Below are 25,885 nucleotides of genomic sequence, written 5' to 3'. Positions count from 1 at the left end.
GCTACTCCCGTCCGAGGGGTCTCAGTTCGTATTTCGGGTTGAACAGCACCCGGCGGCCCCGGCTCATCGAGACCCGACCCGATGCGATCAGCTTGCGCCCCGGCTCTATCCCGACGATGGAGCGCCTGCCGAGCCACACCACGTCCAGCGCGGCGGAGCCGTCGAACAGCTCGGCCTCCAGGGCCGGAACCCCCGCGCGCGGCCGCAGCGTGACCGTGCGCAAGGTACCAGTAACCGTGACGATCTGCCGGTCACGGCAGTCGCCTATCCGCGTACAGCCTGCGGTCTCGGCGTCCTCACGCAGCTCCTCGGACTCCAGGTCCTCCTGAGACGAGGAGAGCCGGTCGAGCATGCGCCGGAACCGGCCTGCCGGCTTCTCGGAACGAGAAACAGCACTCATATCTGAAGCGTACCGGGGTGCACTGACGGTTTACGTACCCCCTGGTCGCCGGGTCCGAACCGGCCGCTCCCGGCCACCGGTGCGGGCACTGTCCCGACCTTCACTTCTCGAAGCGGTACCCCATGCCCGGCTCGGTGATGAGGTGCTGCGGATGTGACGGATCCGCCTCCAGCTTCCGCCGCAGCTGCGCCATGTACACGCGCAGGTAGTTCGTCTCCGTCCCGTACGACGGCCCCCACACCTCCCGCAGCAGCTGCTTCTGCGCCACCAGCCGGCCGCTGTTGCGCACCAGTACCTCCAGCAGATGCCACTCGGTGGGCGTCAGCCGGACGTCCCTGCCGCCGCGGTTGACCTTCTTCGCGGCCAGGTCGACGGTGAACCCGCCGGTCTCCACCACCACGTCGCCCCCGTCACCGGCGGGCTCCGCGCGGCGCACGGCGGCCCGCAGCCGGGCGAGCAGTTCGTCCATGCCGAAGGGCTTGGTCACGTAGTCGTCGGCCCCCGCGTCCAGGGCCAGGACCTTTTCGTCGGAGGCGTGCCGCGCGGACAGCACCAGGATCGGCACCCGGGTCCAGCCGCGCAGCTCCCTGATCACCTCGACCCCGTCCATGTCGGGCAGGCCCAGGTCGAGGACGACGACGTCGGGATGGCGGGCGGCGGCGGTGCGCAGGGCGGCGGCGCCGTCGTGGGCGGCGTCGACCTCGTAGGAGCGTGCCTTGAGGTTGATCACGAGGGCGCGCACGATGGCCGGATCGTCGTCGACCACCAGCACACGGGTCATGAGGGCTGCCTTTCCGGTTCTGCGGCGGGTACGGACTCCGGGCGCGCGCCCACGGCGCGCAGGGTGAGCGCCATGGTGAGGCCGCCGCCCGGGGTGTCCTCGGCGTTCAGGGTGCCGCCGATGGCCTCGGCGAAGCCGCGGGCGACTGCCAGGCCGAGGCCGACACCGGCCCCGCGCGGGGCGTCACCGTGACGCTGGAAGGGTTCAAAGATACGGTCCTTGGCCTCGTCGGGGACGCCGGGGCCGCGGTCGACCACCCGCACCTCGACCCGGTCGGCGAGGGCGCTGGCGGCGACCAGGACGGGCAGACCGGGGGGACTGTACTTGACGGCGTTCTCGATCACGTTGGCCATCGCCCGCTCCAGCAGCCCCGGGTCCACGGCGACCATGGGCAGGGACTCCGGGACGTCCAGGGCGACGCTGCCCTCGGGCACCCCGCCGAGCGCCATGGGCACCACCTCGTCCAGGTCGATCTCGCGGATCAGGGGGGTGACCGTGCCGGTGTGCAGCCGGGACATGTCCAGCAGGTTGCCCACCAGGTGGTCCAGGCGGTCGGCGCCGTCCTCGATGCCTTCCAGCAGCTCGGCCCGGTCCTCGGGTGACCACTCGACGTCCTCGGAGCGCAGCGAGGAGACCGCCGCCTTGATCCCGGCCAGCGGGGTGCGCAGGTCGTGGCTGACGGCGGCCAGCAGGGCGGTGCGGATGCGGTTGCCCTCGGCGAGGGCGAGGGCGCGGTCGGCCTGCTCGCGGAGTCGGCGGCGGTCCAGGACGACGGCGGCCTGGGCGGCGAAGGCGGCCAGGACCCTGCGGTCCTCGGCGGGCGGTACCCGGCCGGTCAGCGCCAGCGCCATGTGGTCCCCGACGGGCACCTCGACGTCGGCGTCCTCGGGCCGTTCGACCGGCCGTCCCCGGCCCGCCCGGCCCGCGCAGGTCCACGGCTCGACGTCGCCCGCGCGTTCGAGCAGGGCGGCCGATTCCATGCCGAAGGTCTCACGGACCCGTTCCAGCAGCTCCTCCAGGCCGGTCTCCCCGCGCAGCACGTTGCCGGCGAGGAAGGAGAGGATCTCCGACTCGGCGCGCAGCCGGGCCGCCTGATGGGTGCGCCGGGCGGCGAGGTCGACCACGGACGCCACCGACACGCCGACCGCCACGAAGATCACGATGGCGACGATGTTCTTCGGGTCGGCGACGGTCCAGCGGTGCACGGGCGGGGTGTAGAAGTAGTTCAGCAGCAGTGAGCCGACGGCCGCCGAGGCCAGGGCCGGCCACAGTCCGCCGAGCAGGGCCGCCGCCACCGTCAGCGCCAGGAACAGCAGCATGTCGTTGGCGAGTCCCAGGTCCACGGCGCTGAGCAGCACCGCCACCGCCGCCGGACCGCCCACCCCGGCCGTCCAGCCCCACGCCCGGCGGGACCGCCCGAGCCGCGCGCCCCGGGATCCGGGCAGTCCACGCCCCTTGGCGATCTCCTCGTGGGTGACGATGTGCACGTCCAGATCGGGCCCGGAGTTTTGCGCGACGGTCGCGCCGACGCCGGGGCCGAAGACGTACTGCCAGGTCCTTCGGCGCGAGGAGCCCAGCACGATCTGGGTGGCGTTGGCCCCGCGCGCGAAGGCGAGCAGGGCGGCCGGTATGTCGTCGCCGACGACGTGGTGGAAGGTGCCGCCGAGGTCCTCCACGAGGGAGCGCTGCTCGACCAGCTCCTTCGGGGAGGCCGCGGTGAGCCCGTCGCTGCGGGAGATGTAGACGGCGAGCACCTCGCCTCCGGCCCCCTTCTCCGCCAGCCGCGCGGCCCGCCGGATCAGGGTGCGGCCCTCGGGCCCGCCGGTCAGGCCGACGACGATCCGTTCGCGCGAGCCCCATATCGCGGAGACGTCGTGCTCGCTGCGGTAGCGCTGGAGGTGGGCGTCGACCCGGTCGGCCACCCACAGCAGCGCCAGTTCCCTGAGCGCGGTGAGGTTGCCGGGGCGGAAGTAGTTGGACAGGGCGGCGTCGACCTTGTCCGACTGGTAGATGTTGCCGTGCGCCATGCGGCGGCGCAGCGCCTCGGGGGTCATGTCGACCAGCTCGACCTGGTCGGCCCGCCGCACCACCTCGTCCGGTACGGTCTCCCGCTGCCGTACGCCGGTGATCGACTCCACGACGTCGCCCAGCGACTCCAGGTGCTGGATGTTGACCGTCGACAGCACGTCGATCCCGGCCGCCAGCAGTTCCTCCACGTCCTGCCAGCGCTTGGCGTTGCGGGAGCCGGGGACGTTGGTGTGGGCGAGCTCGTCGACCAGGGCCACCCGGGGGCGGCGGGCGAGGACCGCGTCGAGGTCCATCTCGGAGAAGACGGCCCCCCGGTGCTCCAGTTCCGCGCAGGGGATCCGCTCCAGGCCGTTCAGCAGCGCCTCGGTGCGCGGCCGGCCGTGCGGTTCGACGAACGCCACCACGCAGTCGGTGCCGCGCTCGACCCGCCGGTGCGCCTCGGAGAGCATCGCGTACGTCTTGCCGACGCCCGGTGCCGCACCCAGGTGAATCCGAAGCTTGCCGCGTGCCATGGCCTCATTGTCTTCCGGTCGCTCGTGTCGCGGAGTCGACCTTACGGCCGCGATGGGCGATACGCGGACGTCGGAAGGGGTGCGCGGACCGTCCTTGACGCACCTCTGACGCGCCGGCCCGCGGGGTCAGCGCTCGACGATCACGCCGTCGCTCAGCTCCAGGACCCGGTCGGCGAGGTCGAGCAGGGTGGCGTCGTGCGTGGCGACGAGCGCGGTCACGCCCTCGCTGCGGACGACCGCGCGCAGCAGCTCCATCACCGCGTGCCCGGTCTCCGCGTCCAACTGGCCGGTCGGTTCGTCGGCGATGAGGAGGGAGGGGCTGTTGGCGAGGGCGCGGGCGATGGCGACCCGCTGCTGCTGGCCGCCGGACAGCTCGCCGGGCCGCTGTGCCGCGTGGTCGGCGAGCCCGACCAGGGAGAGCAGCAGTTCGACGCGCTCCTCCCGCTCGCGCGGGTCGGCCCGGCGCAGTCGCAGCGGGACGCCGACGTTCTCGGCGGCGGTGAGGATCGGGATGAGTCCGAAGGACTGGAAGACGAAGCCGACGTGGTCCCGGCGCAGGGCGAGCAGCCCGTTCTCGTCGAGCTCGGCGAGGTCGCGCCCGTCGAGGACGACCCGCCCCCGGTCGGGTGTGTCGAGGCCGCCGACGATGTTCAGCAGGGTGGTCTTGCCGGATCCCGAGCGCCCTTCGAGGGCGACCAGCTCGCCGCGCGGTACCTCGAAGGAGACGCCGCGCAGCGCGTGGACCGCGGCGGCTCGGGTGCCGTACGACTTGTGCACGTCCTCGACGCGCACCATCGTCTCGGTGACCACCTGACTCATGCGGCTGCCCTCCCCCGTGGACCGGGCGCCAGTATCCCCGCCAGGCGCCCGGTCGATCAACGGTCAGGCCGGGTTGTCCCCGTGGGTGAGGGTCTCCCAGGCGACGAAGAGGTTGTCGGTGCCGGAGGGGCGGGTGCGTTCGGTCAGCGCCTGGTTGTTGGTCATGGCGAAGCCGAGGCGGTTGTGCGGGGCGTTGTAGCCGACCTCGGTGACCGGGCCCAGGCCGAGGTGCAGGGAGCCGCCGCAGAAGTTAGGTCCGGACCAATAAGGCGTCAAGGGTCCGCGCACGGCGAAGGGCCGCACCCCTGCTGGGGGATGCGACCCTTCGAGACCGACTGTGACCGGGCCCGGCTAACGGACCTCGGTGATCTCGGGTCCGCGCTGCAGTTGGCCCATGCCGCCCGCGAAGCGGGAGCCCTCCTCCTGCTGCACGTTCTCCGGGACCATCTGGGCGTCGTTCGGCAGCTTCAGGACGATCGGGTCGCGCGGCGCCATCGGGCCCTCCCCGCGCACCACCACCGTGTCCCGGAAGATCTGCTCGAGCAGTCCTGCGGCCTGCGGCTGCACCGCGCCCTGGCCCGAGATCACCCCGCGCAGGAACCAGCGGGGTCCGTCCACACCGACGAACCGCACGACCTGGAAGCCGCCGGTGCCGTCCGGCAGCTGCACCGGCACCTGGGCGCGCAGCTCCCAGCCCAGCGGACCCTCGACCTCGTCGATGATGCCGCCCTGCTGGGTGATGCCGGACGCGATCTCCTCGCGCACCTCGCCCCAGATGCCCTCACGCTTGGGCGCGGCGAAGGCCTGCAACTGGATGGCGCTGTCGCGCAGCACGACGGTGGCCGCGACGATCGCGTCGCCCGCGACCTCCACCCGCAGCTCCATGCCGTCGACGCCGGGCACGAACAGGCCGCCCAGGTCGACCCGGCCCTCGCCGGGTTCACGGACCTCGGTGCTGTCCCAGGGCCCGTCGGGCCGCGGCGCCGGCTCGAGCCTCAGTCGCTGCGCCTCCTCGTCCGCCTCAGCGTCGACACCGTCGACGACCTGCTCGGCCTCGCCGGCCGCACCCTCGGCGGCATCCTTCTTCTTGCGACGTCCGAACACGTCACTGTCCTTCCCGGTCGGATACGACCGAAGCGTATCGATTCCCACCCGCTGTGCCGCCCACGGCGGCCTGAACGCTTGTGCCGCTCTTACCTTCCACCGCCGCGTGCCCGCCGGTGGAACCGAAGCCCCCCTCGGCCCGGGCCGAGGGAGGAAGTTCCGCGACCGACACGAAACGAACCCTCTCGACCTGTTGGACGACCAGTTGGGCAATCCGGTCGAAGCGCTCGAACCGCACGGTCTCGCGCGGGTCGAGATTCACCACGATCACCTTGATCTCCCCACGGTACCCGGCATCAACCGTCCCCGGGGCATTCACCAGGGCGACGCCGCAGCGGGCGGCAAGACCGGATCGCGGGTGCACGAAGGCCGCGTACCCCTCGGGCAGGGCCACAGACACCCCGGTGGGCAGCACGGCGCGCTCTCCGGGCGCCAGTTCGCAGGCCTCGGTGGTCCGCAGATCGGCCCCCGCGTCACCCGGGTGCTCGTACGCCGGAAGCGGTACGTCGGGGTCGACACGCCTGAGCAGCACCTCGAGTGCGCCGGGGCGGGGCCCGCTCACGGGTTCACCTCGAAGGCACGGGCCCTGCGGACCTGGTCGGGGTCACTCATGGCGGCCTGGATCTCCTCCTCGCGGCCGTGGTCGATGAAGTGGTCGACCCTGACCTCGATGAACAAGGCGTCGGCGCGGACCGCGACGGGCCCCTCGGGGCCGCCGATGCGTCCGGTGGCGGTGCAGTAGATCTTGCGTCCCGCCACCGCCGTCACCTCCGCCTCCAGGTGGAGCACGGTGCCGACCGGCACCGGACGGACGAAGTCGGTCTCCAGCCTGCCGGTCACCGCGATCGTGCGCAGCAGCCAGTTGAGCGAGCCGAGCGCCTCGTCCAGGGCGGTGGCGAGCACCCCGCCGTGCGCGAGTCCCGGGGCGCCCTGGTGGGCGGACTTCACGGTGAACTCGGCGGTGATCGACACGCCTTCGCCGGCGCGGGCCTCGAGGTGCAGCCCGTGGGGCTGTTCGCCGCCGCAGCCGAAACACTGGCCGTAGTGCGCGCCCAGGAGCTCGCCGGGGGCGGGGGCGTCCGGGTGGCGCACCGGTTCTACGGCGTCGGCCGGGGGCTGAAGAGCTGCGGAAGTACCACTCACAGCCGCAGACCTTACCCGCCCGCCCGTCGCCCACCGCCGCCCTGCCCGGCCGCGCTTCGCGCTGGCTGCCCTGATGGCGGGCGTCCCCCGCCACCGTGCCAAGCTTGGATTCATGCAGCTCTCCGCCTCCCCGTACGAAGAACGCCTCACCGCCCCCGGCACCTGGTGGCTGATCTCCTTTCTGGTGGGGGTCTCCCTGGCGCTGATCCTGCTGCCGTTCGGCACGCTGCCGATGCTCGGCGGCCTGGCCGGCGGCACCGCCGTCGCGGCGGTCGTGGCCAGTTCGTACGGTTCGGTGCGCATCCGGGTCGTGGGCGGCCATCTGATCGCGGGCGACGCGAAGATCCCGGTGTCGGCGCTGGGCGAGGCGGAGATCCTGGACGCCGAGGAGGCCCGGGCCTGGCGCACCCACAAGGCCGACCCGCGCTCCTTCATGCTGCTGCGCGCCTACATCCCCGGCGCTCTGCGCGTGGACGTCACGGACCCGGCGGACCCGACTCCCTACGTCTTCCTGTCGACCCGTGAGCCGGAGCGACTGGCACAGGCGCTGCGGGCGGCGAAGGAGTCCGCGGACGCCTCTTAGGGGCGGGACGGGGAATCGGCCGGCGGTGCGTCACCGCGAAGGCGTTCGTCACGGGGCCCGGTGCCCGTCGCCCTTCTCCGAGTGGCCGCCGAGTTCTCTCAGGGCGTCCTCGGGGAGGGCGTCCTCGGGGCGTTCCAGGGCGGGGAGCGCCGGCAGCGCGTCCCAGGGCACCTGGATCCCGCGCAGGTCCTCCCGGATGCGGGCGGCGAGCTTTCTGGTGTCCCGGCGGTTCATGGCGGCGCCCACGGCGGCTCCCACCAGGAACGGCATCAGGTTCGGCAGGTTGCGGACCGTCCGCTTCATGATCCGCTGGCGCAGTTCGCGCTTCATACGGCTGTTCAGCGCCGCGCTCACGGTCGACGGTTTGGTCGCCTCGATCCCGCGCTCCCGCGACCAGGAGTTCAGATACACGGTGCTGCGCTGGCCGAGGCCGCCGGCCGGTCGCACACCGTAGACCTCGTGGAGTTCGGCGATCAGCTTCAGCTCGATCGCGGCGACGCCGGTGACCTCGGCGGCCAGCTCCGCCGGCATCGCGGGCGGTACGGGCATCGCCGCCGCCGCGCCGACTCCGGCTCCGACGGTCGCCGTGGCCTTCGCGGCACCCGCCACGAGCTTGTCCGCCAGCTCCTCGGGCCCGAGCCCGGGGAACTGCCGACGCAGCGTCGGAAGGTCCCGTACGGGCACACGCGGCGCGATCTCGATGATCCGGTCCGAGAGATACGCCAGTCCCGCACGGGCGCGGACGCCGCCCTTACGGGCGCCTTCCCGGGCCCTGTCGCGGAACACGGCGGCCCGCCTGCGCGCCACGGGCGCGGTGACCTCCAGGGACGCCGGGAGGTCACCCCGGCCGGCTGCCGATTCGAGCGAGGCCGCCCCGGTACCGGTTGAGCCTCGCTCGTCGTCACGCGTGTCGTGCTGCGGGCCCTGCTCGGGCCCTTGGTCCGCTCCCCTCGCGAAGAAGCGGCGCTTCCGCGGAGGGGTCGAGCCAGTCACGGCCGACCCGTCCTCAGTCGCAGTCGCGGCAGATCGGCTGGCCGTTCTTCTCGCGGGCCAGCTGGCTGCGGTGATGCACCAGGAAGCAGCTCATGCACGTGAACTCGTCCTGCTGCTTCGGCAGGACCCGGACGGCCAGCTCCTCGTTCGAGAGGTCCGCCCCGGGCAGTTCCAGGCCTTCGGCGGCCTCGAACTCGTCGACGTCCACTGCGGAGGCCGACTTGTCGTTCCGTCGGGCCTTCAGTTCTTCCAAGCTGTCCGAGTCGACGTCGTCGTCGGTCTTGCGTGGAGTGTCGTAGTCGGTTGCCATGTCGCTCTCCCCCTCTGGGTGTATGCGGTGTCTCCAGCGCACGTAACGCGTGAGAGGCCGGACTTGTGCCCGACCTGAGGCGGAGATTTTGCCTCACATCAAGGTCTGTTACTCAATCGACACCCAACCGGACTCCTCATGAGTGATCGGCTTGGATGGCGATGGGGACCGTACACGGTCCGGATACCGCACTTCAAAGGCGCCCCACCGTGTACTTCCCGTGATCAAGGCCCCCGAAAACCGGGACTTTCCCGACCTTCCGACGGGTTACATGATCACGGAGAGTGGATGGTCGCGAAATCTCCCCTGTGATCGATCACACACGTGGATACCGGAAACGTGCCCCGGAAATTCCGCGCAAAGCGAACACCCCGTTGTGTCGGGGGCATGGTCTCAGATCGGGAGGGTGACACGCATCTCGAGCCCGCCTCCTTCACGTGGCTGGGCGTAGATGTGGCCGCCGTGCGCCCGGGCCACCGACCGCACGATGGACAGACCGAGCCCGACGCCCTTGTCGCTGCCCGTGCGCTCGGTGCGCAGCCGCCGGAACGGCTCGAAGAGATTGTCGATCTCGTACGCCGGGACGACCGGGCCGGTGTTGCGCACCACCAGGACCGCCTGTCCGTGCTGGACCTCGGTGGTCACCTCGACCCAGCCGTCCTCCGGCACGTTGTAGCGCACGGCGTTCTGCACCAGGTTCAGGGCGATCCGCTCCAGCAGCACGCCATTGCCCTGGACGACCGCGGGTTCGCATGTGCCGCGGATCTCCACGCCCTTGGCGTCCGCCTCGGCGTGCACCTGGTCGATGGCCTGGGAGGCCACCTCGGCGAGGTCCACGGGCTTGCGCTCGACGATCTGGTTGTCGCTGCGGGCGAGCAGCAGCAAACCCTCGACGAGCTGTTCGCTGCGCTCGTTGGTGGCCAGCAGCGTCTTGCCGAGCTGTTGGAGCTCCACCGGCGCGTGGGGGTCGGAGAGGTGCACCTCCAGCAGGGTTCGGTTGATCGCCAGCGGGGTGCGCAGCTCGTGCGAGGCGTTGCCCACGAAGCGCTGCTGGGCGGTGAACGCCCGCTGGAGTCGCTCCAGCATGTCGTCGAAGGTGTCGGCCAGCTCCTTCAGCTCGTCGTCCGGGCCGTCCAGCTCGATCCGGCGGGACAGGTCGGAGCCCGCCACGACCACCGCGCGGGCGGTGCGGGTGATCCGGCCCAGCGGCGACAGGACGCGGCCGGCCATGGCGTAACCGAAGGCGAAGGCGATGATCGCGAGACCGAGCAGCGCCCCCAGGGAGCGGCTGAGCAGATCGTCCAGCGCGTGCTGGCGCTGGGCGGCGTTGCACTGCTTCAGCATCTCGTTGAGCTGACCGTTGGTGGTCGCGCTGTCCAGCTGGGGGCAGGTGTCGCTGGTGATGTCGATGTTGGTGCCGGTCACCTGGAAGGACTGGCCGCTGCCGCCGTCGTGGAGGGCTTGTGCGGCCAGCAGGTAGATGATCGACAGCAGCAGGATCCCGGCGATCAGGAACATGCCGCCGTACAGCAGCGTGAGACGTATGCGGATGGTCGGACGCAGCCACGGGAAGGGCGGGTCCAGCTTCCTCGGGTCCCACGTCGGCTTGGGGGGCGCGGTGGGGGGCGCGGGCGTGGCGGCCATCGGCTATCAGATCCGGTATCCGGAGCCGGGCACGGTCACGATGACCGGCGGCTCGCCCAGCTTGCGGCGCAGGGTCATCACGGTCACCCGCACCACGTTGGTGAAGGGATCCGTGTTCTCGTCCCAGGCCTTCTCCAGCAGCTGCTCCGCCGACACGACCGCGCCCTCGCTGCGCATGAGCACCTCCAGGACGGCGAACTCCTTCGGCGCGAGCTGGACCTCCTTGCCGTCGCGGAAGACCTCGCGGCGGTTGGGGTCGAGCTTGATCCCGGCGCGCTCCAGAACGGGCGGCAGCGGCACGCTCGTACGCCGTCCCAGGGCGCGCACGCGCGCGATGAGCTCGCTGAACGCGAAGGGCTTGGGCAGATAGTCGTCGGCGCCGATCTCCAGGCCCTCGACGCGGTCGCTGACGTCACCGGACGCCGTGAGCATCAGCACGCGCGTGGGCATGCCGAGCTCGACGATCTTGCGGCAGACGTCGTCGCCGTGGACGAGCGGGAGGTCGCGGTCGAGGACGACCACGTCGTAGTCGTTGACGCCGATGCGCTCCAGGGCGGCCGCACCGTCGTACACGACGTCGACGGCCATGGCCTCCCGGCGCAGTCCGGTGGCCACCGCATCGGCGAGCAGCTGCTCGTCCTCGACGACGAGTACGCGCACGTCGCTGGTCCTTCCTCATGACCTGCCCGGGCAGCGCCGGAGGGCGCACGCGGGCAGGGGTGCGGGTGGGTGTGTTGCCTCCATCCTGCCCTTTTCGGCCATAAGTCGGCGGTAAGGCGGGTGAGCGGACGGTGGCGGACGGGTGCGGGACCGGGGAACCTCCGGGCGAACGGGGCGGGAATACGAGATTTTCTCGCGCGGTTAGGTTTCCGCGGAAGACAGCTTGGGGAGGACGGGTTTTACATCCCGCGATCACGCTCTGCACGTACCGCACCACCATGCGGTACGCATAAGTCCGCTTCCGCAGAGCGGGCGTGGATGTCCGGCACCGTCGCCGCCCGGCAGAGCGGCGCCGGGCATCCGCTCACGACGTGATCGTCCCTTCCGAACGGCACACCCCCGTGCCACCGACCCGCCGACCCAGGACGAGGGGGCGCAGCATGGACGCATTCACCGCAGGACTTCTCCAGCGCATAAAGGCGACCGAGTCCGATCTGACGCGTGCCCGCGACGAGGGCGACGAATTCCTCGTCGAAGTGGAGCAGGGCGAACTCGACGACCTGCGCCGCCTCGCCGCCGAGCACGGCGTGGAGGTCGGCGTGTACAGCGTCTGACCGGCTCGCACGACACGGGCCCCGGCGAATCCAGCAACGCCCACGGTCCTCGCAACTCCCACAGATCGCGGGTGTTGCGAGGACCGTTAGAACCCAAGATCCAGCGCCGGGGCCCGTGTCGTGTGTGTCGCACGCCGGCGCCGGGCGAGGGCCGTTGGGTCCGGTGTCCCGACGCGCCCGCCGTGAGAGAGCCGTCCCCGCCGGCGAACGCACCATTCAGTCGTGCCAGGCGCCGAAGTCCTCCAGGAGCTGCTGGAGGGGCTCGAAGACGCCCGGGGTGGCCGCGATGGTGAGGTCCCAGGACGGGCGCTCTCCGGGGCGTCCACCGGTCAGCACGCCCGCCTCCCTGGCGATCAGGTCACCGGCGGCGAGGTCCCAGGGGTGGAGTCCGCGCTCGTAGTAGCCGTCGAGGCGCCCTGCGGCGACGTCGCACAGGTCGACCGCGGCCGAGCCGCCGCGCCGGATGTCCCGCAGCAGGGGGATCAGCCGCTGCGCCACATCGGCCTGGTGGGTGCGGACCCCGGCGACGTAGTTGAAGCCGGTCGAGACCAGGGCCTGGTCCAGGGGCGGCGAGGGGCGGCAGGTCAGCTCCCGCTCGCCCTCCCAGGCGCCGGTGGCCCACGCGCCTCCTCCGCGGACCGCGTGGTACGCCTCGCCGCGCATGGGCGCCACGACGGCCCCGGCCACGGTCTCGCCGTCCTGCTCGGCGGCGATGGAGACGGCCCAGGTGGGCAGGCCGTACAGGTAGTTCACCGTGCCGTCGAGGGGGTCGATCACCCAGCGGATGCCGCTGCTGCCCTCGGTGGAGGCGCCCTCCTCGCCGAGGAAGCCGTCCTCCGGACGGCGCTCGGCGATCAGCGTGGTGATCAGCTTCTCGGCCGCGATGTCCATCTCGGTCACGACGTCGATCGGGCTGGACTTGGTCGCGGCGACCGCCAGGTCGGCCGGTCGGCCGTCCCGCAGCAGCTCGCCCGCGCGGCGGGCCGCTTCCCGGGCCAGTTCCAGCAGTTGCGCGTGCAGGGGGTCGGTCACGGGGCTCCTCATGCGTAGGGGCTGTCGGCGCCCGCGGCGGCGGGACGCGGTGCGCGGGCCGGGCAGCAGCCCACCGGGCAGAGGTTGTGGCTCGCGCCGAGCGTGCCCAGGGCGCACGGCGTGACGTCCTGCCCGCGCTCGGCGGCGGCACGCTCCACGATCAGCTCACGGACGGCGGCGGCGAACCGCGGGTCGGCGCCGACGGTCGCGGAGCGGCGCACCGGCAGCCCCAGCTCCGCCGCCTTGGCCTCGGCCTCCGTGTCGAGGTCGTAGAGGACCTCCATGTGGTCGGAGACGAAGCCGATGGGGGCCATCACCACGGCCGGGACCCCGGCGGCGTGCCGCTCCTCGAGGTGGTCGCAGATGTCGGGCTCCAGCCAGGGGATGTGCGGGGCGCCCGAGCGGGACTGGTAGACGAGCTGCCAGGGGTGGTCGACGCCGGTGCGCTCCCGGACGGCGTCGGCGATCAGCTTCGCCACCTCCAGGTGCTGTGCGACGTACGCACCGCCGTCGCCGTGGTCCTCGACGGGGCCGGAGGTGTCCGCGGCGGAGGTGGGGATCGAGTGGGTGGTGAACGCGATGTGCGCGCCGTCCCGGACGTCCTCGGGCAGCTCGGCGAGCGACCGGACGACCCCGTCGATCATGGGCTCCACGAAGCCGGGGTGGTTGAAGTAGTGCCGCAGCTTGTCGATCCTCGGCAGCTCCAGTCCCTCCGCCTCCAGGGCCGCGAGGGCGTCGGCGAGGTTCTCCCGGTACTGGCGGCAGCCGGAGTACGAGGCATAGGCGCTGGTGGCCAGGACGAGGATGCGGCGGTGGCCGGCCCGGACCATCTCGCGCAGGGTGTCGGTGAGGTAGGGCGCCCAGTTGCGGTTGCCCCAGTGGACCGGCAGGTCCAGGCCGTGCTCGGCGAAGTCCTCGCGCAGCGCGTCCAGCAGCGCACGGTTCTGGTCGTTGATGGGACTGACCCCACCGAACAGGAAGTAGTGCCGGCCGACTTCCTTGAGGCGTTCCTTGGGGATGCCGCGCCCGCGCGTCACGTTCTCCAGGAACGGAACCACGTCGTCCGGGCCTTCGGGGCCGCCGAAGGACAGCAGGAGCAGAGCGTCGTAAGGGCTGGCATCGAGCACGTCTGGCATGCCTCGATCCTGCCACCCGGCACCGCCGGCCGGGACACGGCGGGGGTGTCACCGCCCGCGCGACGGTCATCGCCGGTGCGTCGGAGTGACCTGGGTCAGTAAGCTCTATCGACTGCGGTCGCACCTTACTGAGACTTCGGAGATCCCGTGCCCAGCCCCTATCGCGCCCTGTTCGCCGCTCCCGGCAGCAAGGCCTTCTCCGCCGCGGGGTTCCTCGGCCGGATGCCGCTGTCCATGATGGGCATCGGCGTGGTGACGATGATCTCCCAGCTCACCGGGCGGTACGGGCTGGCAGGTGCCCTGTCCGCCACCATCGCGCTGGCGGCCGCCGTGGCCGGCCCGCAGGTCTCCCGTCTGGTCGACCGGCACGGGCAGCGGCGGGTGCTGCGCCCGGCGACGCTGCTCTCGCTCACCGCGGCGGCGTTGCTCCTGCTCGCCGCGCACTACGACTGGCCGGACTGGGTGCTGTTCGTCGCATGCGCCGGCATCGGCTGCGTGCCGAGCGTCGGCGCGATGATCCGGGCCCGCTGGGCCGCCCTGTACCGGGGCACCCCGAAACTGCACACCGCGTACTCGTTCGAGTCCGTGGTGGACGAGATCTGCTTCATCTTCGGGCCGATCGTCTCCATCGGACTGTCCACGGCCTGGTTCCCTGAGGCCGGTCCGCTGCTCGCGGCCTGCTTCCTGGCGGTCGGCGTCTTCTGGCTCACCGCCCAGCGCGCCACCGAGCCCGAGCCGCATCCGCGCGAGCACAAGGGCGGCGGCTCGGCGCTGCGCTCCGCGGGCCTTCAGGTCCTGGTCGCGACGTTCGTGGCGACGGGGGCGATCTTCGGCGCCGTGGACGTGGTCACCGTGGCCTTCGCCGAGGAGCAGGGCAGCAAGGCCGCCGCCAGTTTGGTGCTGGCCGTGTACGCACTGGGTTCCTGCGCGGCCGGCGTCGTGTTCGGCCTGCTGCACTTCGCGGGGGCGGCCGAACGTCGTTGGCTGCTGGGCGTCTGCGCCATGGCCGTGAGTATGATCCCACTCCTACTGGTCGGGAACCTGCCGTTTCTGGCCGTGGCGCTGTTCGTTGCGGGTCTGTCCATCGCTCCCACGATGATCACGACGATGTCCCTCATCGAAGAGCACGTACCACGCGCGCAGCTCACCGAGGGAATGACCTGGGTGAGCACCGGGCTCGCGGTCGGGGTCGCGGTCGGCTCCTCCGTGGCCGGCTGGGTGATCGACGCGGCCGGGGCGCGTGCCGGGTACGGGGTTCCGGCGGTGTCCGGGGCCGTCGCGGTCGTGGTCGGTTTCCTCGGGTACCGCCGGCTCAAGCGGCCGGCACCGGGTCGGGGAGGCTCCGTTGGGCAGCACGGCGAGCGCGAGGAACGGCACGTGGCGTAACTGGGGAGGCACCGTCTCCGCCCGCCCCGCGCGGGAGGTCGCGCCCGCCTCCGTCGACGAGCTGGCCGCCGCCGTGCGCCGGGCCGCCGCGGACGGTCTGCCGGTGAAGGCGGTCGGCGCGGGGCACTCCTTCACCTCCATAGCCGCCACCGACGGCGTGTTGATCCGCCCTCATCTGTTGACGGGCATACGTGACATCGACCGGGTGGCCGGCACCGTCACGGTCGAGGCGGGCACCCCGCTCAAGAGGCTCAATGTGGCCCTCGCGCGGGAGGGTCTGTCGCTGACCAACATGGGCGACATCATGGAGCAGACGGTCGCCGGTGCCACCAGCACCGGCACCCACGGCACCGGCCGCGACTCCGCCTCCGTCGCCGCCCAGATCCGGGGTCTGGAGCTGGTCACCGCCGACGGTTCGGTGCTCACCTGCTCCGAGAAGGAGAACCCGGACGTCTTCGCCGCCGCCCGCATCGGCCTCGGCGCCCTCGGCATCGTCACCGCGATCACCTTCGCCGTGGAGCCGGTCTTCCTGCTCACGGCCCGCGAGGAGCCGATGCCCTTCGAGCGGGTCTGCGCCGATTTCGATCAACTGCATGCCGAGAACGAGCACTTCGAGTTCTACTGGTTCCCGCACACCGGTAACACCAACACCAAGCGCAACAACCGCAGCGCGGGTCCGCAGCGGCCGGTGCCGGGGCTCAAGGGCTGGTTCGAGGACGAGTTCCTCTCCAACGGCGTCTTCCGGGCGGTCAACTGGGTCGGCCGCGCGGCGCCCGCCACCATTCCGGCCATCGCGCGGATCTCCAGCAGGGCGCTGTCCGCGCGGACCTACACCGACATCCCCTACAAGGTGTTCACTTCGCCGCGCCGGGTGCGCTTCGTGGAGATGGAGTACGCCGTTCCGCGCGCGGCCCTGGTGGAGACGCTGCGGGAACTGAAGGCCATGGTCGACCGCTCGCCGCTGCGGGTCAGCTTCCCCGTCGAGGTACGCACCGCGCCGGCCGACGACATCACACTGTCCACGGCATCCGGCCGCGACAGCGCGTACATCGCCGTCCACATGTTCAAGGGCACCCCCTATCAGGGGTATTTCACCGCGGCCGAGCGGATCTTCACCGCGCACGAGGGGCGGCCCCACTGGGGGAAGATCCACACGCGCGACGCCGATCACCTCTCCCGGGCATATCCGCGTTTCGAGGAGTTCACGGCGCTCCGGGACCGCCTCGACCCGGAACGCCGGTTCCACAACGACTACTTGCGGAGGGTCCTGGGCGCGTAGAGGATTCGTTCCGTTTCTGGTGGTTGCGTGAAGTTCCCCACGTTCAAGATCGAGGAAGCCGGGTAACGGCGGCCAGGACCCACCTCTTGCCGGAAGTTGGGCGGCGCGCCAATCCACGCACGTGGCCCGAATGGAGTACTGTTGCGAGCCCTGGGTCCGGTCTCCCGTCAGGGTGCTCGGGACCTTTGAGGACCGCCGGGAGGGGGGCTAGTTGCACAGGGTGACACAGTTGGTCACTTAGCGTTGCGAATAGGTAACCGTGCCATAACGGCGTTCCAGGGCTCCCGCCCGACACGCCGGGCAACTCGGCAAGGTTGTGGCAGGCTGCACCCGGGCAGGCCACACTCGACTAGCGGAAGCAGCGACGCACGTGACGTCGGCAGGCACCACCCGGGAGGTCCCCATGCCCGAACTGCGTGTCGTGGCCGTCTCGAATGACGGCACACGGCTGGTGCTGAAGGCTGCGGACAGCACGGAGTACACGCTTCCGATCGACGAACGGCTCCGCGCCGCCGTGCGCGGCGACCGTCCCCGCCTCGGCCAGATCGAGATCGAGGTGGAGAGCCATCTCCGCCCCCGCGACATCCAGGCGCGTATACGAGCCGGTGCGACCGCGGAAGAGGTCGCCCAGATGGCCGGCATCCCCGTGGACCGCGTACGCCGCTTCGAGGGCCCCGTCCTCGCCGAGCGTGCCTTCATGGCCGAGCGCGCCCGCAAGACTCCGGTGCGCCGGCCCGGTGAGAACTCCGGTCCCCCGCTCGGCGAGGCCGTGCAGGAGCGGCTGTTGGTGCGCGGCGCGGAGAAGGACACCGTCCAGTGGGACTCCTGGCGCCGCGACGACGGCACCTGGGAGGTGCTGTTGGTCTACCGGGTCGCGGGCGAACCGCACTCGGCGAGCTGGACGTACGACCCGCCCCGGCGGCTCGTACAGGCCGTCGACGAGGAGGCGCGCTCGCTGATCGGCGAGTCCGACGACCTCGCCGCGCCCGAGCCCAGCTTCCCGTTCGTGCCGCGCATCGCCCGGCTGCCGCGCGACCGCCCGCTGGACCGTCCCGGCGACCGCGAGCGACCGGGCCTGCCCGCGCAGGCGTCCGAGCCCACCGAGGAGTCGGTGACGGCCACGGCGTCGAGTGAACGGGACTCGCTGACCAGCCTGCTGGAGGCGGTGCCGAGTTTCCGGGGCGACCTCGTGGTCCCGGAGCGCACGCCCGAGACCGCTGCCGAGGAGCCGGATCCCGAGCCCGAGGTGGAGGAGCCGCCGGCCCCCGCGGCCTCGGCCGGGTCCGCCTACGCGGACGTCCTCATGCCGCGTTCCGTCGGCAGCCACCGGGACCGTCTCATCGGTTCGACCGATCGTCAGGCCGAGGCGGACGGCGTCCGTCCGGGCCGTCGTGCGGCGGTGCCGAGCTGGGACGAGATCGTGTTCGGGACGCGGCGGAAGAAACAGGAGTAACTCGTTCGGGCCGTCCGCGGGATGGCCGATTGACGAGACGTGAGACGTCGAGACGTTGATGCGTTGATGCGTTGATGCGTTGATGCGGGAGGGGCGTTCGCCGCGCGGTGAACGCCCCTCCCGCGCTTCCGGAACGATCCGGCCGCCGTTCTCGCTGCCGTTCTCGCTGCCGTTCCGCTCCGGACTACTGCGGGTCCGGTCCCACCGCGACCGGCCGCTCCGGATCCCCCGACCACTCCGACCAGGAACCGACGTACAGCGCCGCGGGGATGCCCGCGACCGCGAGCGCCAGCACCTCGTGCGCGGCGGAGACACCCGAGCCGCAGTACACGCCGACCCGTGCACTCGGCGACACGCCCAGTTCCCGGAAGCGGGCGCCCAGTTCCCCGGCAGGCAGGAAGCGGCCGTCGGGGCCGACGTTCTCCGTGGTGGGCGCCGAGACCGCACCCGGGATGTGCCCGCCGACCCGGTCGATCGGCTCCACCTCACCGCGGTACCGCTCCCCCGCGCGGGCGTCCAGCAGCACCCCCGACCGCGCCAGCGCCGCCGCACCGTCGGCGTCGAGCAGCCCGTCCGCCGCCGGCACCGGCACGAAGTCGCCCTCGGCCGGCTGCGGCACCGACGTCTCCAACGGCCCTTCCCAGGACGGCAACCCGCCGTCGAGGACCCGCACGTCCGGGTGACCCGTCCAGCGCAGCAGCCACCACGCGCGGGCGGCCGCCCAGCCCATGCCTCCGTCGTACACGACCACCGGCGTCGCGGACGACACGCCCGCACGCCGCATCGCGGCGCCGAACACCGCGAGGTCCGGCAGCGGATGGCGTCCGTGCCCGCCGGGCGCGGACGCCAGCTCGCGGTCCAGGTCGACGTAGACGGCGCCGGGAAGGTGACCGGTCCGGTAGGCGGCCCGTCCGTCGAACGGCGGCTCACCGGCCGCCTTGCCGATGCTGAGCTGCCAGCGGACGTCGAGCAGGACCGGCGGCTCGGCGCCCGACAGTGCGCTCGCGAGTTCGGGTGCGGAGATGATGGCGTTCATGGTCACCATCCTCGCGCACGGGGTGGCCGAGTCGTCCGGGTCCGGTTACTCTGCTCGGCCGGGCAGGACCGCTCACAAGGCGTACGTGATCGGGCACATAGTGTGTCGGCGTCGGTACGGGGACGATCCGCCGTGCGGACGCGACGCGACCCCACAGGGGCGAGAGGACCACGGCCACCGCACGGGCGGCCGAGAAGAGAGTGACGATGACCGACGCACGGGGGAACGCCCGCCCGAACGGCGAGGCACCCGCTCGGCACACACCCGGCACACCCTGCTGGGTGAGCCTGATGGTGCACGGACTGGACGCGACCGAGGAGTTCTACGGGGCACTGTTCGGCTGGGAGTTCCGGCCCGGACCCCGGCGGCTCGGATGCTGTGTGCGTGCCCTGCTCGACGGGCGCGAGGTGGCCGGCATCGGCGTCCTGCCGCCGGACCGTCACCGGCCGGCCGCCTGGACGCCTTACTTCCCCTCGGACGACGTGGACTTGAGCGCCGCCGCGGTGCGGTCGTGCGGCGGCACGATCGGCGTGGGCCCACTGGACTCGGCCGACGCCGGACGGCTGGCGATCGGCTCCGACCCCTGCGGTGCCGTCTTCGGCATCGTGCGGGCCTCGGCGCCCCCGACGACCGCCGCCACGGGCACGCCCGGCACACCGGTCTGGAACGAACTGACGACCTACGAGGCGGCCGGCACGGCCAAGTTCTACCGGTCCGTCCTCGGTTACGAGGAGGGCTCGCCGGCCGCCGCCGGACCCGACCGCGTCACCCTGCACCTCGACGGCCGTCCCGTGGCCGGTGTACGCGGGGTGGGCAACGCCCTGCCCCGGGACCGAGGGCCCCACTGGACGACGTACTTCGCCGTGACCGACGCCGACGAGGCGGCGGACCGGGTCCGCGACCTGGGCGGCCGGGTCCTGGAGCCGGCCCGCGACGGTGACCGCGGCCGTGTCGCCACGGTGGCGGATCCGGAGGGGGCACGGTTCGCACTTCTGCGGAGCCCGCGCTGACCGCGCCCCCGGACACCTCGGCCGCGGGACAGATCGCCGCTGCCGCACCGGGCGCGCGGGGTCCTGCTCCCGCTGGGTGAGCCCGACAAGCCGTGGGGTGGGGCGGGCCGCTCCGTTCGCCGGTCGCGGGAGACACGGGCGGCCCTGGCGGTCTTGCCTTCGTCCCGTAGCGGACGGTGGCGGACAGCGCAACGGCGGCAGCCGAGGTCAGGGCCGGTGGCGATCAGGCGGGGGCCACCGGCAGGACGTCCGGCGAGAGCGCGACGGCACGTGCGGAAACGCTTGTCATCCGACGCCGGTGGTGACGTCGGCACAGCACCTCGTAGCCCACCTCCGCGGTGGGGCCGTTCACGTCACCGACGACGACCTGCTCACCCTCCACCACCATCTCGCCGCCCACCGTACGGGCGTTGTGCGTGGCGCGCGCCCCGCACCAGCACATCGCCTCGACCTGAAGGGTCTCCAGGCGGTCCGCCAGCTCGATCAGCCGCTGCGAACCCGGGAACAGCTTCGTGCGGAAGTCGGTGGTGATTCCGAAGGCGAACACGTCCAGGCCCAGGTCGTCCACCACGCGCGCCAACTGGTCGATCTGCTCCGGCGCGAGGAACTGCGCCTCGTCCACGATCACGTAATCGACCCTGCCGCCCTTCGACAGCTGGTCCACCAGGTAGGCGTGCAGATCCATGCCCGGAGCCGCCTCGATTGCCTCCGTCACCAGGCCCAGCCGCGAGGAGATCTTCCCCTCCCCCGCACGGTCGTCCCGCGTGAAGATCACACCCTGCAGTCCGCGCGCCGACCGATTGTGACCGATCTGCAGAGCAAGTGTCGACTTCCCGCAGTCCATCGTTCCGGAAAAGAACACCAGCTCGGGCATGAGGGGATGGGCACCTTTCGGCAGCGGGTCGGGGCGGGCGGATCCTGCGGATCGTCAGGAGCGTACTTCGAGCAGCGGGACCAGCTGCTCGGCAGGGGTCATCGAACCGTGGTTGCCGACCATCGCCGACTCCCTCGGCTCCCGCTCGGAGGCGATCAGCAGGACGTCGTCCCGCGCGGCCGCGACCACGTCGCCGATCCGGTGGTACACGCGTTCCTCGACTTCCGGCCCGAACCAGCCCGACTCGATCGCCTCGTCGCGTGAGGCCACCCAGAACTGCTCGCCGAGCACCTCGCGCCAGCAGGTCAGCACGTCGTTCGCGGCGCCGGGTACGGCGTAGACGTGCCGGGCGCGGCCTTCGCCGCCGAGCGCGGCGACTCCGGCGCTCAGCTCCCAGTCCTCGTCGAAGTCGATGCGGTGCTGCTCGTCGAAGGGGACGTCGATCATGCCGTGGTCGGCGGTGACGTAGAGCGCGCTGCGCGGGGGCAGTTGTTCGGCCAGGCGCTGGACCAGGCGGTCGACGTACATGAGCTGGCCGCGCCAGGTGTCGGAGTCGACGCCGAAGCGGTGGCCCGCGCCGTCGACCTCGGCGTAGTACGTGTAGACCAGGGAGCGGTCGGCGGCGGCCAGCTGCTCGGCCGCGAGGTCCACCCGCTCCTCGCCGGACAGCCGTCCGTGGAAGGCGCCGCCGCTGAGCGCGATCTTGGTCAGCGGGGTGTTGGCGAAGGTCGGGGAGGACACCTGGGCGGCGTGCACGCCGGCGCGGTGGGCCAGCTCGAACACGGTGGGGTACGGCTGCCAGGCGCCGGGCGGGGTCCAGGGCTGCCAGCGCAGCTGGTTCATCAGGTCGCCGGTGTCGGGATTGCGCACGGTGTAGCCGGGCAGGCCGTGCATTCCCGGCGGCAGACCGGTGCCGACGGAGGCCAGGGAGGTGGCGGTCGTCGCCGGGTACCCGGCGGTGATCGGACGGCCGGTGCCGCCGCGCGAGGCGGCCAGCAGGGACGTCATGAAGGGGGCTTCCTCCGGGTGCGCCCTCAGCTGCTCCCAGCCCAGCCCGTCGATCAGGAACACGCAGTTCCGGTCGGCGGCGGTCAGCTCCCCGATGCCGGCGGTCATGCCGGGGACGCCGAGGCCTGCGGCGAGGGTGGGCAGCAGGTCGGCGAGGGAACCGGTGCCGTACTCGGGCACGGGGGCGGAGGCGACGGGAAGCGGTTCCGGATATGCATCCCAGACGGCGGACTGCACCATCAGCGGGCGGAGTCCGCGGTCGCCTCGGAGAGGGCCTGCGCGAAGGTGAGCGCCTGGCGCACCGTCTCCGGCCCGTCTCCGGCCTCGCTGACGCGCAGGCTCAGGTCGTCGGCCGTCGAGTTGCCCGTGTAGCCGTGGTCGGCCTCGCAGTTCGGGTCACCGCAGGCGGCCGGCTCCAGGTCGATGCGGGAGACGGCGCCCCAGCCGATGGTGAGCACGATCTCGCGCGGCAGCGTGCCCGGCGTGTACGACTCCGGGTTGGCGACCACGCGGCTGACCACGATCGACGAGATCCGGCTGAGCTTGACCGACTCCGTGGACGTGGTGGCGTACGGCGTCGGGGAGGTGTTGTCGGCGGCCTGCTCGTCGGTGTGGCTGACGATGAACCGGTTGCCGGTGAGCACGAGCACGGTCACGTGCCGCCGCACCTCGTTCTGGTCGAACGTCGTCTCCTGGTGGACCAGGTACGACCGGACGGGCTCGCCGCCCACGGCGGCCTCCACCGCCTCGGCCACGAGGGCCGGGTAGTAGCCGCTGCGCTCGATCGCCGCCCGCAGCCCCTGGGTCGTCGTACTGGTCTTGGCCATGACGCCCATCCTACGGGGGCCCACTGACTCCGAGGCACCGCTCATCTCACTCCGCGAGCGCGACGGCGCCGTCCACGCCATCGTCCTCAGTACGCCGGAAGGGTCCGCGGGCCGAGGTCGTCGCGGGCGGGGGGCGGGGCCAGGCGTACGGAGGCGCCCAGGACGCTCACGCCGTGCGGGGCGACGACGACCGGCTCCAGGGTGACCGCGACGACCTCCGGATGGTCGTCGACCAGCCTCGACACCCTCAGCAGCAGCTCCTCCAGGGCGGGGGTGTCGACCGGTGCCGAGCCGCGCCAGCCGAACAGGAGCGGGGCCGTCCTGATCGATCGCACCAGCGAGGTCGCGTCCCGGTCGGTGACCGGGATCAGCCGGTGCGCCGTGTCCCCGAGCAGCTGCGAGGCGGCCCCGGCGAGCCCGAAGGACAGCACGGCTCCGACCGCCGGGTCGATCACCGCGCGTACGACGGTGTCGACGCCGCGCGGTGCCATGCGCTGCACCACGGGGCGCAGCTCCTGCGGCGCGCCGAACAGCTCGGTCAACTCGGCGTAACCGCGGCGCAGTTGCTCCTCGTCCGCGAGATCCAGGCGTACGCCTCCCAGGTCGGCGCGGTGCCTCAGGTGCGGGGCGGTCGCCTTGAGGGCCACGGGGTAGCCGAGGGTGCGGGCGGCTTCCGCCGCGTCGTCGGGGGTGGGTGCGGGCAGGGCCCGGTGCACGTGGATGCCGTACGTGCCGAGCAGGTCGCAGGTCTTGTCGCTGCCGAGGGTGAGGCCCTGCCCGCGCGAGAGCAGCCCGTCGATGAGGGCGGCGGCGCCCCTCACGTCGATGTCCTCGTACTCGGGCACCTTGCCGGGGTCGGCGGCATCCTGACGCCACTGCGCGTACGCGACGGCCTGCGCGAGCGCGCGCACGGCCCGTTCGGCGGCCGGGTAGGCGGGGATGAGGTGGGCGTCCTCGGGGGGTGCGACGGGGGCGAGCGGGTCGCCCCCGTCGGCCGCGGTGCGCGCGTGGGCCGGCGCGGGGCCGCCGGTGGGCGGTGTGGCTGGAGGGGTGCGGGTGGGCGGTGTGGCAGCGAAGGCGTCCGCGGGGTGGGGCGCGGAGGTGTGCGGTGGTGTGACGCCGGGCGGTCGGGGGGTCGCGCCGGCCGGTGTCCGCGGTGCGGCGGGCGGCCCGGACCGGGGCTCCGAACCCGCCGCCCCCTCCCGTGCGACATGCGACCCCGGAGCCGCCGGCTCCTCCGGTGCGGCGCTGTCTTCGGGGCGCGGTGGCGCACTCGCCCCCGCGCGGGGTACGGCGCCCGAGGCCGCCTCCGGTGCGCCGCTCGTCGGTGGCTGCGGTGCCGTGCTCGTCGCTGCGGAGAGCGCCTCCGCGAGGCCGCCCAGTTCCACGTGGACCACGAGGACCGGCTTGGAAGGGGTCGCGGCGGCGGCCGAGCGCAGGGCCCTTGCCAGTGCCGCGTCGCCCACCGACCCCTCACCCACCGCCGGGATCGCGGTCACCACCACCGCGTCGCAGGTGTCGTCGGCCAGCGCGCGCGAGAGCTCGGTATGGAAGTCCGCCGCCGATGCCGCGGTGGTGAGGTCCAGCGGGGGATGCGGGCGCAGGCCCTCGGCGAGACAGGCGTCGTAGGTGAGCAGGCCCAGGGACTCGGAGTTGCCGAGGATCGCCACCCGGGGCCCGGCCGGCAGGGGCTGGCGCGCGAGCAGCAGACCCGCGTCGACCAGTTCGGTGATGGTGTCCACCCTGATCACCCCGGCCTGCCGCAGCAGCGCGGAGACCGTCGCGTGGGGCAGCCGGGTCGCCCGTACGGCGTGTCCCCGGGGGCCTGCTCCATGGCGTGCGCCCTGGACCACGACCAGCGGCTTCGCCGCCGCGGTCCGACGGGCGAGGCGGGTGAACTTGCGGGGGTTGCCGATGGACTCCAGGTACATCAGGGCGACGTCGGTGTCGGGATCCTCGTACCAGTACTGCAGGACGTCGTTGCCGGAGACGTCGGCCCGGTTGCCGGAGGAGACGAAGGTGGACACGCCCGTGACCCCGGTCACTCCGCCACCGCGCCGGTGCAGGCGCGAGAGCAGGGCGACGCCGATGGCGCCGGACTGGGCGAACAGCCCGATGCGGCCCGGGCGGGGCATCTCGGGCGCGAGTGAGGCGTTCAGCCGTACGTCCGGGGAGGTGTTGATGACACCGAACGCGTTCGGGCCGATGATCCGCATGCCGTACGCGCGTGCGTGCCGTACGAGGGCGCGCTGGCGTTCGCGGCCTTCGGGACCGGACTCGGCGTAGCCGGCGGAGACGACGACGAGCCCCTGCACGCCGTGTTCGCCGCACTCGGTGACGATCTCGGGGACGCGCTCGGCGGGCACCGCGACGACCGCGAGGTCGACCGGCCCCTCGACGGCCCGGACGGAGCGGTACGCGGGCACCCCGTCGAGGTCCTTCAAATCCTGTGGGAACGCCTTGTTCACGGCGTGGAGCCGCCCGGTGAAGCCGGCGTCCCGGAGGTTGTCGAGGATGCTGCGGCCCACGCCGCCGGGGGTGCGGCCGGCACCGACGACGGCGACCGAGCCCGGCGCGAGCAACCGTTGCACCGAGCGTGCCTCGGCGCGCTGTTCGCGCGCGTGCTGCACGGCCAGGGAGCGGTCGGTGGGTTCGAGGTCGAACTCCAGGCGGACGACGCCGTCCTCGAAGCTGCGTTTCTGGGTGTACCCGGCGTCGGTGAACACCTTGATCATCTTGGTGTTGGCGGGCAGCACCTCGGCGGCGAAACGGCGGATGCCGCGCTCCCGCGCGACGGCACCGATGTGCTCGAGGAGGGCGGAGGCGACGCCCCGGCCCTGGTGGGCGTCCTGTACGAGGAAGGCGACCTCGGCCTCGTCGGCCGGCGCGGACGCGGGCGTCCCGCCGGCGCCGATCCGGTCGTAGCGTACGGTGGCGATGAACTCGCCGCCGACGGTGGCCGCGAGTCCCACCCGGTCCACGAAGTCGTGGTGCGTGAAGCGGTGGACGTCCTTGGCGGACAGGCGAGGGTAGGGCGCGAAGAAGCGGTAGTACTTCGACTCGTCCGACACCTGCTCGTAGAAGCTGACCAGGCGCTCGGCGTCATCAACGGTGATGGGGCGGACGCGCGCGGTGCCGCCGTCGCGCAGCACCACGTCGGCCTCCCAGTGGGCGGGATACTCGTGCCGGTCCGACGAGGTCTGCATGGGCCCCAGAGTACGGCTCGCGTCCGACAACGGCGCGAGGCAGTCTG

24 protein-coding genes and 1 pseudogene are annotated in these 25,885 nt (G+C 72.3%); 6 read left to right on the top strand and 19 right to left on the bottom strand.

Annotation, left to right across the window (positions count from 1 at the left end; all coding sequences use genetic code 11):
* Position 1: 1 nt before the first annotated feature.
* The 8 genes and pseudogenes from IE178_RS30895 to IE178_RS30860 all read right to left on the bottom strand — a co-directional run bounded on the left by IE178_RS30895 (position 2) and on the right by IE178_RS30860 (position 6,787).
* Positions 2-400, bottom strand: coding sequence for an OB-fold nucleic acid binding domain-containing protein (locus IE178_RS30895; RefSeq protein WP_184761740.1), 399 nt, complete (start codon positions 398-400; stop codon positions 2-4).
* A 100-nt stretch (positions 401-500) separates the two neighbouring features.
* The gene (locus IE178_RS30890; RefSeq protein WP_193514539.1) at positions 501-1,181 is read right to left on the bottom strand and encodes a response regulator; all 681 of its coding nucleotides are present in this window, start codon (positions 1,179-1,181) and stop codon (positions 501-503) included.
* The gene (locus IE178_RS30885) at positions 1,178-3,721 is read right to left on the bottom strand and encodes a DUF4118 domain-containing protein (protein WP_193514538.1); all 2,544 of its coding nucleotides are present in this window, start codon (positions 3,719-3,721) and stop codon (positions 1,178-1,180) included. Before IE178_RS30885 ends, IE178_RS30890 begins: the two co-directional genes overlap by 4 nt.
* A gap of 126 nt (positions 3,722-3,847) precedes the next feature.
* The gene (locus IE178_RS30880; protein ID WP_184761743.1) at positions 3,848-4,540 is read right to left on the bottom strand and encodes an ABC transporter ATP-binding protein; all 693 of its coding nucleotides are present in this window, start codon (positions 4,538-4,540) and stop codon (positions 3,848-3,850) included.
* Between the two features lie 63 nt (positions 4,541-4,603).
* Positions 4,604-4,789 (bottom strand): annotated as a pseudogene (locus IE178_RS30875) (alginate lyase family protein); the annotation flags it as partial.
* 102 nt (positions 4,790-4,891) lie between these two features.
* Positions 4,892-5,644, bottom strand: coding sequence for a DUF3710 domain-containing protein (locus IE178_RS30870; RefSeq protein WP_184761744.1), 753 nt, complete (start codon positions 5,642-5,644; stop codon positions 4,892-4,894).
* Position 5,645: 1 nt separating this feature from the next.
* On the bottom strand, positions 5,646-6,206 hold the full coding sequence (gene dut / locus IE178_RS30865) for a dUTP diphosphatase (protein WP_184761745.1): 561 nt from the start codon (positions 6,204-6,206) through the stop codon (positions 5,646-5,648).
* The gene (locus tag IE178_RS30860; protein ID WP_184761746.1) at positions 6,203-6,787 is read right to left on the bottom strand and encodes a PaaI family thioesterase; all 585 of its coding nucleotides are present in this window, start codon (positions 6,785-6,787) and stop codon (positions 6,203-6,205) included. Before IE178_RS30860 ends, dut begins: the two co-directional genes overlap by 4 nt.
* A gap of 112 nt (positions 6,788-6,899) precedes the next feature.
* Here IE178_RS30860 and IE178_RS30855 point away from each other — a divergent pair, with 112 nt between their 5' ends.
* Complete coding sequence (locus tag IE178_RS30855; RefSeq protein WP_193514537.1) at positions 6,900-7,370, top strand: DUF3093 domain-containing protein; 471 nt, start codon at positions 6,900-6,902, stop codon at positions 7,368-7,370.
* Between the two features lie 48 nt (positions 7,371-7,418).
* On the opposite strand, the gene IE178_RS30850 is transcribed toward IE178_RS30855, so the two are convergent.
* The 4 genes from IE178_RS30850 to IE178_RS30835 form a co-directional block, all read right to left on the bottom strand.
* Positions 7,419-8,363, bottom strand: coding sequence for a hypothetical protein (locus IE178_RS30850; RefSeq protein ID WP_193514536.1), 945 nt, complete (start codon positions 8,361-8,363; stop codon positions 7,419-7,421).
* A 13-nt stretch (positions 8,364-8,376) separates the two neighbouring features.
* A complete protein-coding gene (locus IE178_RS30845; RefSeq protein ID WP_003993510.1) occupies positions 8,377-8,673 on the bottom strand; it encodes a DUF4193 domain-containing protein in 297 nt (98 codons plus the stop codon).
* Between the two features lie 393 nt (positions 8,674-9,066).
* Positions 9,067-10,317, bottom strand: coding sequence for a sensor histidine kinase (locus tag IE178_RS30840; protein ID WP_184761749.1), 1,251 nt, complete (start codon positions 10,315-10,317; stop codon positions 9,067-9,069).
* A 6-nt stretch (positions 10,318-10,323) separates the two neighbouring features.
* Positions 10,324-10,977, bottom strand: a complete 654-nt coding sequence (locus IE178_RS30835; RefSeq protein WP_003993508.1) for a response regulator transcription factor — start codon at positions 10,975-10,977, stop codon at positions 10,324-10,326.
* 440 nt (positions 10,978-11,417) lie between these two features.
* Between IE178_RS30835 and IE178_RS30830 the strand changes: the two genes are divergently transcribed.
* Complete coding sequence (locus IE178_RS30830; protein WP_184761750.1) at positions 11,418-11,591, top strand: hypothetical protein; 174 nt, start codon at positions 11,418-11,420, stop codon at positions 11,589-11,591.
* Between the two features lie 216 nt (positions 11,592-11,807).
* Here IE178_RS30830 and IE178_RS30825 read toward each other — a convergent pair whose 3' ends face one another.
* Both IE178_RS30825 and IE178_RS30820 read right to left on the bottom strand, forming a co-directional pair.
* Complete coding sequence (locus IE178_RS30825) at positions 11,808-12,623, bottom strand: inositol monophosphatase family protein (protein WP_184761751.1); 816 nt, start codon at positions 12,621-12,623, stop codon at positions 11,808-11,810.
* Between the two features lie 8 nt (positions 12,624-12,631).
* Entirely contained in the window at positions 12,632-13,759 is a 1,128-nt protein-coding gene (locus IE178_RS30820; protein ID WP_193514535.1) for a ferrochelatase, read from the bottom strand.
* A gap of 147 nt (positions 13,760-13,906) precedes the next feature.
* Here IE178_RS30820 and IE178_RS30815 point away from each other — a divergent pair, with 147 nt between their 5' ends.
* The 3 genes from IE178_RS30815 (at position 13,907) to sepH (ending at position 17,877) form a co-directional block, all read left to right on the top strand.
* Positions 13,907-15,145: an MFS transporter gene (locus tag IE178_RS30815; RefSeq protein WP_193514534.1), complete on the top strand. Its 1,239-nt coding sequence runs from the start codon at positions 13,907-13,909 to the stop codon at positions 15,143-15,145.
* Entirely contained in the window at positions 15,105-16,424 is a 1,320-nt protein-coding gene (locus IE178_RS30810; RefSeq protein WP_193514533.1) for a D-arabinono-1,4-lactone oxidase, read from the top strand. The genes IE178_RS30815 and IE178_RS30810 overlap by 41 nt, the downstream gene beginning before the upstream one ends.
* A gap of 403 nt (positions 16,425-16,827) precedes the next feature.
* A complete protein-coding gene (gene sepH, locus IE178_RS30805; protein WP_184761755.1) occupies positions 16,828-17,877 on the top strand; it encodes a septation protein SepH in 1,050 nt (349 codons plus the stop codon).
* 184 nt (positions 17,878-18,061) lie between these two features.
* Here the strand turns inward: sepH and IE178_RS30800 are convergent, their stop codons facing one another.
* Positions 18,062-18,913, bottom strand: coding sequence for a sulfurtransferase (locus IE178_RS30800; protein ID WP_193514532.1), 852 nt, complete (start codon positions 18,911-18,913; stop codon positions 18,062-18,064).
* A gap of 206 nt (positions 18,914-19,119) precedes the next feature.
* Between IE178_RS30800 and IE178_RS30795 the strand changes: the two genes are divergently transcribed.
* Positions 19,120-19,923: a VOC family protein gene (locus IE178_RS30795; protein ID WP_193514531.1), complete on the top strand. Its 804-nt coding sequence runs from the start codon at positions 19,120-19,122 to the stop codon at positions 19,921-19,923.
* Positions 19,924-20,146: 223 nt separating this feature from the next.
* Here IE178_RS30795 and IE178_RS30790 read toward each other — a convergent pair whose 3' ends face one another.
* From IE178_RS30790 to IE178_RS30775, 4 genes are all read right to left on the bottom strand, one after another.
* Positions 20,147-20,797 carry a thymidine kinase gene (locus IE178_RS30790; RefSeq protein WP_193514530.1) on the bottom strand — a complete coding sequence of 217 codons (651 nt, stop codon included), beginning with the start codon at positions 20,795-20,797 and terminating at the stop codon, positions 20,147-20,149.
* Between the two features lie 54 nt (positions 20,798-20,851).
* Positions 20,852-22,045, bottom strand: a complete 1,194-nt coding sequence (locus tag IE178_RS30785) for an alkaline phosphatase family protein (protein ID WP_193514529.1) — start codon at positions 22,043-22,045, stop codon at positions 20,852-20,854.
* Complete coding sequence (locus IE178_RS30780; protein WP_184765916.1) at positions 22,045-22,632, bottom strand: DUF5998 family protein; 588 nt, start codon at positions 22,630-22,632, stop codon at positions 22,045-22,047. Before IE178_RS30780 ends, IE178_RS30785 begins: the two co-directional genes overlap by 1 nt.
* 86 nt (positions 22,633-22,718) lie before the next feature.
* Positions 22,719-25,838, bottom strand: a complete 3,120-nt coding sequence (locus tag IE178_RS30775) for a GNAT family N-acetyltransferase (RefSeq protein WP_193514528.1) — start codon at positions 25,836-25,838, stop codon at positions 22,719-22,721.
* Positions 25,839-25,885 lie beyond the last annotated feature (47 nt).

Origin of the sequence: Streptomyces griseoloalbus (genome assembly GCA_014650015.1) — a bacterium.
GTDB classification, from domain to species: domain Bacteria; phylum Actinomycetota; class Actinomycetes; order Streptomycetales; family Streptomycetaceae; genus Streptomyces; species Streptomyces griseoloalbus.
This window is presented reverse-complemented; position numbering and strand designations above follow the sequence as displayed.